Annotated in this window: 8 protein-coding genes; 7 read left to right on the top strand and 1 reads right to left on the bottom strand. The window is 70.0% G+C overall.

The annotated features are described in order from the left end of the window. The 6 genes from ACWF94_RS23690 to ACWF94_RS23665 all read left to right on the top strand — a co-directional run. Positions 1–1,038, top strand: a 1,038-nt coding sequence (locus tag ACWF94_RS23690) for an acyl-CoA dehydrogenase family protein (protein ID WP_453491856.1), incomplete at its 5' end; no start/stop codon positions are given. Further along, the gene (locus tag ACWF94_RS23685) at positions 1,035–2,030 is read left to right on the top strand and encodes an acyl-CoA dehydrogenase family protein (protein ID WP_453491853.1); all 996 of its coding nucleotides are present in this window, start codon (positions 1,035–1,037) and stop codon (positions 2,028–2,030) included. The genes ACWF94_RS23690 and ACWF94_RS23685, both read left to right, overlap by 4 nt. Next, positions 2,027–3,220, top strand: coding sequence for a CaiB/BaiF CoA transferase family protein (locus ACWF94_RS23680; RefSeq protein ID WP_453491850.1), 1,194 nt, complete (start codon positions 2,027–2,029; stop codon positions 3,218–3,220). Before ACWF94_RS23685 ends, ACWF94_RS23680 begins: the two co-directional genes overlap by 4 nt. Positions 3,221–3,388: 168 nt before the next feature. Then, positions 3,389–4,540, top strand: a complete 1,152-nt coding sequence (locus ACWF94_RS23675) for a thiolase family protein (protein WP_453491847.1) — start codon at positions 3,389–3,391, stop codon at positions 4,538–4,540. Between the two features lie 2 nt (positions 4,541–4,542). After that, positions 4,543–5,286, top strand: a complete 744-nt coding sequence (locus tag ACWF94_RS23670; protein ID WP_453491844.1) for an SDR family NAD(P)-dependent oxidoreductase — start codon at positions 4,543–4,545, stop codon at positions 5,284–5,286. 486 nt (positions 5,287–5,772) lie between these two features. Next, complete coding sequence (locus ACWF94_RS23665) at positions 5,773–7,098, top strand: MFS transporter (protein ID WP_453491841.1); 1,326 nt, start codon at positions 5,773–5,775, stop codon at positions 7,096–7,098. 240 nt (positions 7,099–7,338) lie between these two features. Here ACWF94_RS23665 and ssuE read toward each other — a convergent pair whose 3' ends face one another. Further along, a complete protein-coding gene (gene ssuE / locus ACWF94_RS23660) occupies positions 7,339–7,905 on the bottom strand; it encodes an NADPH-dependent FMN reductase (RefSeq protein WP_453491838.1) in 567 nt (188 codons plus the stop codon). A 992-nt stretch (positions 7,906–8,897) separates the two neighbouring features. Between ssuE and ACWF94_RS23655 the strand changes: the two genes are divergently transcribed. Further along, on the top strand, positions 8,898–9,473 hold the full coding sequence (locus ACWF94_RS23655; protein WP_453491835.1) for a winged helix-turn-helix domain-containing protein: 576 nt from the start codon (positions 8,898–8,900) through the stop codon (positions 9,471–9,473). Positions 9,474–9,584: the final 111 nt, after the last annotated feature.

The raw sequence follows: 9,584 nt of genomic DNA, 5'->3' as shown, positions 1-9,584 counted from the left end.
GCCGAGAGGGGAGGTATGCCCGCCAACGACGCCTGGGTGCGCAAATTCGACGCCGAGTTCAGCAAGCGGCTCGCGGAGCGTCACCTGATCGGGATCAGCTGGCCCAAGGAAACCGGTGGCGGCGGTGAGAGCTACCGAGTCCGCCTCGCCGTGGCGGAGGAGCTGTTGCGCGCGGGTGCATCGGTCAGCGCCCACTGGCTCGGGGAGAGACAGGTCGGCCCCGCCATCTTCCGCACGGGTTCGCCGCAGGTCCGGGAAGAGCTTCTGCCCGGGATTCTGAGCGGCGAGTTCGTCTTCTGTGTCTGTATGAGTGAGCCCGGCGCCGGCTCCGATCTGGCCTCGGTGCGTACGTCGGCGCGAGAGGTCGAAGGCGGCTGGCTGCTCAACGGCACCAAGACCTGGACCACCAACGCCCACCGGGCCACGCACGCCTACGTGCTGGCACGGACCGACCCCGAGGCGCCCAAGCACGCGGGGCTGAGCGAGTTCATTATCGACATGGACGCACCCGGCATCTCGGTCTCGCCCATCGTGGACATGTCCGGCGATCACCACTTCAACGAGGTCGCCTTCGATGAGGTCTTCGTGCCGGCCCACCGGCTCCTCGGCGAGCTGGGACAGGGCTGGCGCCAGGTGGTGGAGCAGCTCTCGTTCGAGCGGAGCGGCCCGGAGCGGGTGCTGTCGTCGTATCCCCTGCTCGGCGCGCTGGTCGACAGCCCCGATCACGCCGACGCCGGCATCGAGGCGGAGCTGGGGGAACTCACCGCGCGGCTCGCGTGTCTGCGTCAGCTCTGCCGCCAGGTCACGGACGCACTCGACGCGGGAGGCGCGCCCGTGCAGGAGGCCGCCACACTCAAGTACCTCGGGACGCAGTTCGAACGCGACGTCCTGGACGTCGCACGGAAGGCGGGGGCCCCGGCATCGGCGCTCCAGACCTCCTACGAAGAGGCACTGATGGCTTCCCCGGCCTTCACCATCCGCGGGGGCGCTCTGGAAGTGCTGCTCGGCCTCATCGCGAAGAAGGAGGTTCGCCTGTGAGCGACATCGCGGACGACCTGAGAATGCTCGCACGTGCCGTGGCGGCAGAGGCCGCACCCCGGGCCACCCGGCTGGAGTGGCGGGACCTGTGGTCCCGCCTCGGCGACGTCGGGATCACCGGGGTCGGCAGCCTCCGGAGTGCGGGAGAGCCGTCGGGCGATCTGGATGACCTGTGCGCCTGCGTCGAAGAGGTCGCAGCCGCGGGGCTGAGCACCCCGCTGGTCGAGAACGGCGTCGCCAGGTGGGTGCGGGGTCCGGACCACCGGCACGAAGGACTGTGCACGGTCGCTGTCACGGACAGCGACCTCCAGCCGGAGGACGGGACGCTCACCGCGACGGTCAGCGGTGTCCGGTGGGCCGACAGCGCGCGGGACGTTGTCCTCGTCGGCGCGGCCGGCGGGCCGATAGCGGTCGACCTTCGCAGCACCGGGGTGAAGCTCACGGTCCGGCCGGACCTCGCCGGCGAGCCCGTGGGAACCCTGTACCTGAACCGCGCGCCCGTCGAGTTGCTCACGGAGGTCACGAACGACGAGGCCCTCACCAGGCTCCGGATACTCCGGGCCGGTGCTCTCCTGGCTGCCGCGCGCGGGGCCTACGACCTCACCAAGGCGTATGTGTCCACCCGGGAGCAGTTCGGCGCTCCCTTGCTGAGGATACCGGCGGTGGCGAACAACCTCGCCGTGATGAGGACCGAGATCATCCAGGCCACGGCAGGGCTCGACCGAGCACGCGACCGGGCCGGTTCGAGCCAGTCGGTCGCTGCCCGGATCGCCCGGCTGATGTCCTCCCGCAGCGCTACGCGAGTCGCCGCCCTCGCCCATCAGCTCCACGGCGCCATGGGTGTGACCGAGGAGTACCCCTTGCACCGGCTGACCCGTCGGATCTGGGCCTGGCGGGACGCGGACGTGTCCGAGCGGGACGAGGCGATCGCGCTGGGCCGGCTGGCGTTCGCGGGCGGCGAAGAGAACTACTGGACATCGGTGACGGCATGAGCACCTGGCAAGGCATGGCGGACGGACCACTCGCAGGGCTCCGCGTCGTCGATATGAGCACCACCCTGATGGGTCCGTACTGCTCACTCCTGCTGGCCCAGCTGGGGGCGGACGTCATCAAGGTGGAGGCACCCACCGGAGACATCGTCCGGGGAATCGGTGACCGTCACGGCAACGGCCTCGGCCACGCGTTCATGAACGTCAACCGGGGCAAGCGCAGTGTGGTGCTCGACCTCAAGACCGACGAAGGCCATGCGGCCCTGATGTCTCTGCTGGCCACAGCCGATGTGTTCTGCCACAACCTGCGTCCTGCGAAGGCGCGGCGGTTGGGGTTGGAGTACGAAGTGCTGGCCGAGGGCAACCCGGGATTGATCTGCTGCAGCATGTCCGGGTTCAACCGGTCCGGTCCGTATGCCGACTTCGCGGCCTATGACGACGTCGTCCAGGGCGCGTGCGGTACTGCGGCCCTGCAAGGGGATCCCGACCCGAGCTATGTCCGGACGGCGCACGTCGACAAGACGGTTGGGCTGATGGCGACGTCAGCGATCATGGCCGCCTTGTATGAGCGCGGCAGCAGCGGCCTTGGCCAGGCAGTCGACGTACCCATGTTCGAATCAATGGTCGCGATGAACGCGATGGAGCAGATGGGCGGGCTCGTCTACGACCCGCAGGACGGGCCGGCGGGGTATGGACGGACCTCGTCGCCGTACCGCAAGCCCTACGCCACCAAGGACGGATTCGTCTCCGTGGTCGTCTACACGGATCGTCAGTGGTTGGTGTTCTTCGAGCTGATCGGCCGCTCCGACCTCGCGAGCGACCCCCGGTTCCGGACGATTCGCGAGCGGACGCTGCACATCGACGAGCTGTACCAGGTGCTTGAGTCGGCGCTTCCCGAACGGACCACGGAGGACTGGCTGCGGGCCTTCGCGGAGTGCGACATCCCAGCGATGGCGGTGCTGACGCTCAGCGAGCTTCTTGACGATCCGCAGGTCGTCGCCAGCGGTCTGTTCGAAGCCGTCGACCACCCGGACGAAGGGAAGCTCCGCCAGCCGGGCCTCGCCTGGCAGTTCTCCCGGACGCCCCCGGGCCCCACCGAGTCCGCCGCCCGCCTGGGCGCCCACACACACTCGGTCCTCGAATCCCTCACCGTCCATCAGCCCGTGCGACCCGCACGCCGCCACCCTGGCTGAGTTCGCATCGAGGGCCGGACGTGCTCCCGGCAACCAGGCCAGGACACAGTGACAGTCGACTGCCCCGGTCGCGGACATGGGGACGTACACCGCCGGGGCCACCCGGCCGGTGCTCCGAGCCGTGCGCTGAAGGCTGACGACCGCGATCCGTAGAAAGGAAGGCGTTCAGTGAACGTACGAGAAGCGGTGATCGTTGATGCGGTCCGTACCCCGGTCGGCAAACGGGGTGGCCGGCTCGCCCACACACACCCGACCGACCTGCTGGCGCACACTCTGCGCCATCTGGTCGAACGGTCCGGGGTCGATCCGGAGCGGCTGGCCGATGTGATCGCCGGGTGCGCGATGCAGGTCGGTGAGCAGACCGGCAACCTGGCCCGGTTCGCGACGCTGGGAGCCGGGCTGCCGCAGTCCCTGCCGGCCACCACGATCGACCGGCAGTGCGGCTCCGGACAGCAGGCGGTGCATTTCGCCGCGCAAGGAGTGCGCAGCGGCGAGTACGACTTCGCCATCGGCGCCGGGGTGGAGTCCATGAGCCGGGTGGATCTCGGGCCGCTGTTCGACCCATCGCGTGGCAAGGCCCCGTTCTATGGGGAGACCGCGATGGCACGGTACGAAGGCAACCTGTGCGCGCAGGGCCCCTCGGCGGAACTGGTCGTGACCAAGTGGGGCCTGACGAGGGCAGAGCTCGACGAGTTCAGCGCGGAGAGCCACCGACGGGCGCATGCGGCCACCGAGGCCGGGTACTTCAGCGACCACCTCGTGCCCATCGGCGGAATGACCCGCGACGAGGGCATCCGCGCGGCTGTCGACCCGGCGAAGATGGCCGCGCTCCAGCCGGCCTTCGGCGCAGGCGGGGCGATCACCGCGGGTAACGCCTCGCAGATCAGCGACGGCGCGGCGGCGCTGCTGATCGCCGACCGATCCGCCGCCGAAGCCGCGGGGCTGCGCCCGAAGGCCGTGATCCGGTCGATGGCGGTGGCCGCGGACGACCCGGTGCTGCAGTTCACCGCCGTCATCCCGGCCGCCCGCAAAGCACTGGACCAGGTCGGGCTGTCGATCGCGGACATGGACCGCATCGAGGTCAACGAAGCGTTCGCGCCGGTACCGCTGATCTTCGCGCGCGAGTTCGGCATCGGCACCGACCGGCTCAACGTCAACGGGGGTTCCATCGCCATCGGCCACCCGCTGGGCTCCACCGGGGCGCGGTTGCTGACCGACCTTGTATACGAGCTGGCCCGCTGCGGCGGCCGGTACGGGCTGCTGACCATCTGCGAGGCCGGCGGTATGGCCAATGCCACCATCATCGAGAGGGTCGACTGATCATGGAGTTCACCAACCGCACCTTCCTGGTCACTGGCGGCGCGTCCGGCCTGGGCGAGGCCACCGCGGTGGCGCTGCTCAATCGTGGCGCCCGCGTCGTTGTCGCCGACCTCAGGGGCGAGCCACCGCACGGCGCGGTGTTCGTCCCGACTGATGTCACCGACGAGGCACAGGTGGCCGCGGCCGTCGCCACGGCGACAGAGCAGCCGGGCGTGTTCGCGGGGGCGGTGAACTGTGCGGGCGTCGCGATCGCGGAGAAGGTGCTGGACAAGGACGGGCCGCACCCGCAGGACGCGTTCGCTCATGTGCTGGCAGTCAACCTGGGCGGCACGTTCAATGTGATCCGCCTGGCCGCCCAGGCACTCCGGGACAACGAGCCCGGGCCCGGCGGGGAACGCGGCGTCATCGTCAACACCGCCTCGATCGCAGCGTTCGACGGGCAGATCGGACAGGCTGCCTACGCGGCATCCAAGAGCGGCGTGGCGGGCATGACCCTGCCGATCGCCCGCGAACTGTCCCGGTACGGCATTCGCGTGGTGACCATCGCCCCGGGCCTGTTCCACACCCCGATGATGAGCACACTGCCCGAGGATGCGATGCACTCACTCGGCGCGCAGGTGCCCTTCCCCTCCCGGCTGGGCGACCCCGCCGAGTACGCGGCGCTGGCCTGCCACATCGTAGAGAACCAGATGCTCAACGGCGAGGTGATCCGCCTCGACGGCGCACTGCGGATGGCCGCCCGATGAGCCTGGTCACCACCGGGGTCACCGGAGACGTCGCGGTGCTCACCATGAACCGGCCCGAGGCGCTCACCACTCTGGGCAGCGACCTGATGGAGCATCCGGCGGCGGCGCTGTAAAGAGCGCTGGACAGCGAGGATGTGCGCGACGGCGTGAGGGTGTTCCCCGACATTCGACCACCGGTCTTCACCGGCTGTTGATGACAGCGCCGGCGGTGTGACCAGGAGCGCCGAACCGGCTGTGTTTCTCCGCGCCGTCGTCCGCACGGCGCGGCTCTGCGGCGCGGCCCTGCGGCTCTGCGGCTCTGCGGCTCCGCCGCCCCGGACAGGCGACAGCGCCCGCAGGCCAGTGTGCCTGCCCGCCCAACACCGCGCGGCGCTTCGAACAACAAGAACTCATCATCCGGAGTCGCTACGGCTTCAGGGGACCGGGCGAAGCCCAGGCGCGACGCTTCGACGCCTATGCGGAACCGAAAGCGAAGGATCCCAAACCATGAACGCTGCTCCCCTCGGCCCTACCTCGGCCAGTGCTCCCGAATCGGAGCTGCCTCCCCCCGCTCGCGGGAAACCCCGGCGGACCGCGTGGAACCTCACCGGCCTGCTCGTCCTGCTGTACGTCCTCAACGCCTCCGACAAGGCGGTGTTCGGGCTCATCGCGCCGTCGCTCAGTGAGGAGTTCCAGCTGTCCTCCGCGCAGATCGGATTGACCGGCAGCATCTTCTTCCTCGCCTATGCGGTGGGCGGCTTCTTCGCGGGACCTCTGAACCGGATGATGAGCCTGCGTTGGTCCATCGCGATCCTCGCCCTTTCGTGGGGGGCGGTGATGCTCCCGCTCGTCGTGTGGGCGACGTTCGCAGTCCTTCTGCTCAGCCGCCTGGCTCTCGGCTTCACCGAAGGACCCACCTCGGCGCTTCTCCACACGGCCGCCTACTCATGGCATCCACCGGAGCGGCGCGGCCTCCCCGGGGCGCTCATCACGGCCGGGTCGACCGTCGCCAAGATAGCCGTCGTTCCAGGGCTCGCCTTCGTCCTCGCGCACCACGGATGGCGTGCGACGATCACCGTGCTCGCGGCCGCGACGGTCCTCTGGTGCGTCCCATGGCTGGTCAAGTGGCGGCCGGGCCCGTACCTGACGGTCAGCAAACACGCGCCGGCGGCCGACGGGGCTGCCGACGCCGGCACGGTGCCGTGGCGTCGCATCCTCACCACCCGGACCTTCGTCGCGTCCGCGTTCGTCGCGATAAGCGCCTACATCCTCCTCACCGTCGTACTCACCTGGCTTCCGTCGTACTTCGAGAACGCACTCGGATACTCCCGCCTGCGGTCCGGCACGATGTTCGCGCTGCCGAGTGTTGTCGGCCTCATCACCCTCACCGGCGGGTCGCTGCTCAGCGACCGCGCAGTCGCGCGCGGGAGGCCGATCCGCCTTGTCCGGGTCATCCTGCCGTGTGTGGCGGTCATCGTCAGCGGCTTGCTGCTCATCAGCCTGCCGTGGCTCGGCTCGGCGCCACTGGCGGTCGCGGCCGTGTCGCTCTCGTACGGGCTCGTCATCGTGATCTTCCCGCTCATCAACGCCGCCATCGTCGAGACCTGCCCGCCCGGGCAGATCGCGGGCACACTCGGCGCCTTCATCGCGATTCAGTCGATCGGCGGCGTCGTCGGACCGTGGGCCACCGGCCTCATCCTCGACGCGTCGGCATCCAAGGTCGACGGCTTCACCACCGCGTTCCAGCTCATCGGGCTGGTATCGGCAATCTGCGCCGTCGTCGCGATCATCGCGGTCGACCCGGTGCGCGATCGGCTGAGCCCGTCGCGATGACAACGCCGGGCGCCGCTTTGACGAACGACTGCCGCCGTACGCGTCACGGCCAGGATGTACGGCTGACGCGGTCCTGGTACTCCAGGGATCCCTGCTGTCGCGTGTCAGGCGCTCTTCGTGCCACGTCAGGAGGGTCTCCCGGACATCGCCCGGCGTCCCACACGATGGCAGGAGAGCGGGCGGCCCGCCCAACTCCCAGGGGTCGGGCGGGGCGCACGGGTACTCGGCGGCGGTCACCGGTCAGGTCGCTCGACCGGCTGCCGCCGGCAGGGCCGTACGGCTGCTGAGGGTGCCGGAGAACTGGTCGACGACCCGGGCGAGAGCCTCGGCCGGGCCCGGGGCGACCGTCAGGGTGCCGTCGTCGCCCACCGCGATGTCCTTGTCGAGCGTGAACCAGCCCTGGACGATGTGTGCGGCGCCCATGGAACTGAGCACCGGGCGCAGGGCGTAGTCGATCGCCAGGACATGGGCCGTGGTCCCGCCGGTCGCCAGCGGAAGGATCGTCTTGCCCGCCAGGGCGTACTGCGGCAGCAGGTCCAGGAGGGACTTCAGGAGCCCGGAGTAGGCGGCCTTGTAGACGGGCGTGCCGATCACGACTCCGTCGGCGCGGTCGAACAGGGCGGTCGCCTCGACGATCGCCGGGTGCCGGAAGTCGGCGCCGAGCAGGGCCCCGGCGGGGAGGGTGCGGACGTCCAGCGGGATCACCCCGTGCCCCTGGGCGGTGAGCCGGGCGTCCAGGTGGCGCAGCAGTCGGGCGGTACGCGAGAGGGCGGAGGGACTTCCGGAGACGGAGAGGACGGTGGCCATGGCGGACCCTTCGGGAGTGTGCGGATTGCAGGGGACTGACTGGTGCACTGACGGGTGCGAGGACGCGTGCCGCGGCCGTACTCCTCGCCTGCGGGAAGGAGGTGGGAAGTCAGCGGACCCGGGAGAGGATGGCGCGCGGGCGGTCCAGGACGGCCGCGGGAGGGTACGACGGCGGTCATCCATTCCTCCGGGCCGGGCGTCCGCGGGCAGCACACGGGCACGGCGGCGATCAGCCCTCGGCGCACCGGGCGTGACGGTGCATCAGGTAGCCGGGAGCCGGCCAGACGGTGAGCGGGTGTGATGACGCCGGAGCACGGGCCCCGGGCGAGGTGGGTCGGCGGCAGCGCGTGCCGGGTCCCGCAGGACCGGAACTACGCCCGATTCAGCGCCGATTCGGCGGGGTTCGGCACGGGGTCAGCGGGTGCGTACGACGGCGGGGCGAAAGAGGGGACCCGGCCCGCGAGGGAGGCAACCGGGGGGAGAAAGGGCCGGTCAGGCTGCCCGCTGCCGCGTCAGGCGCCGCGACATGCGGCGGACCACACCCGACCGAAGTCGATGTGGTCACGGGAGACCAGGCGCTGCTCGGCATTCATGCGAGTAATTGAGCAATAGATATCGCTTCTCGTCAACCACGGTCCGGATACCGGCTGTCCCGGCCACCGGCGACGCCCGGGGCCGCGCCGCCCGGCGGCCGGTGACGGGAACCATCCGCGATGTAACCTTCCCTACATTTCCCATTGAAGCACTAGGGAAGTCTTGACGGCCCACCCGGCGGATGCCCAGGATGATGGACATGTCCCACACACAGCAGCGACTCGTTCGTCGTCGGCATGTCGACTTTGGTCACATCGGCAGCGCCGCCTGCTGTCCCGCGTAACGGCACGCGGCTCGCATATCGCGCGTACCACTCCGCTCCTTCTCCCTCCCCCGGGCGATCAGGCGCTCCAGCCACCACGCTTGATGGCCTGACGTACTCGTGAAGGACGACCGACATGACCACGGCACTTCCGGCCAAGGCCACTCCATCGGATACGCCGCCTCCCGATACGCACCATCTCCGCCTCGTGGGCCACACCGCACGGGAAGGCGGCGAGGCAGCCGGCTCCGCACCCCTCGTCGGCTACCTCGTCCTCGTCCCCGAGGGCACCGACCCCGCCCGGCTCTTCGCCGAGGATGTGACCCGGCCGGAGATCCGGCAGGTCGCCCGCCCGGACTCGGCTCCCTCGGGCCGGACGGAAGCGGGAATCAGCCTCATCCGCATCGATCCCGCGCGACGCGTCGCGGAGGTAGACGGACGTGAACTCGGCCTCACCTACCTGGAGTTCGGGCTGCTGGCCCATCTGCTGCTCCATCCCCACCAGGTGCATTCGCGCGAGCAGCTGATGGCCGGCATATGGGGTTACGACGACCACATCGGCGACGGGCGCACCGTGGACGTCCACATCGCGCGGCTGCGCCGCAAGCTGGGCAGAGCGCACCGGCACCGGATCGTCACCGTACGGCGGGTGGGCTACAAGTACGTGCCCGACCGGCAGGACGCGGGCTCAGCACCGTGCCGACGGCCGTGAGGAATCCACTGCCCGCGAGGAAACCACTGCCAGGGACGCGCTGCCGCCGCGCCTCCGGCACCCCGCGCCGGAATCAGGCCGGGCCGACCCCGGGCGCACACACCGCCGTCG

Source organism: Streptomyces sp. NPDC055078 (assembly GCF_053607985.1).
This window is presented reverse-complemented; position numbering and strand designations above follow the sequence as displayed.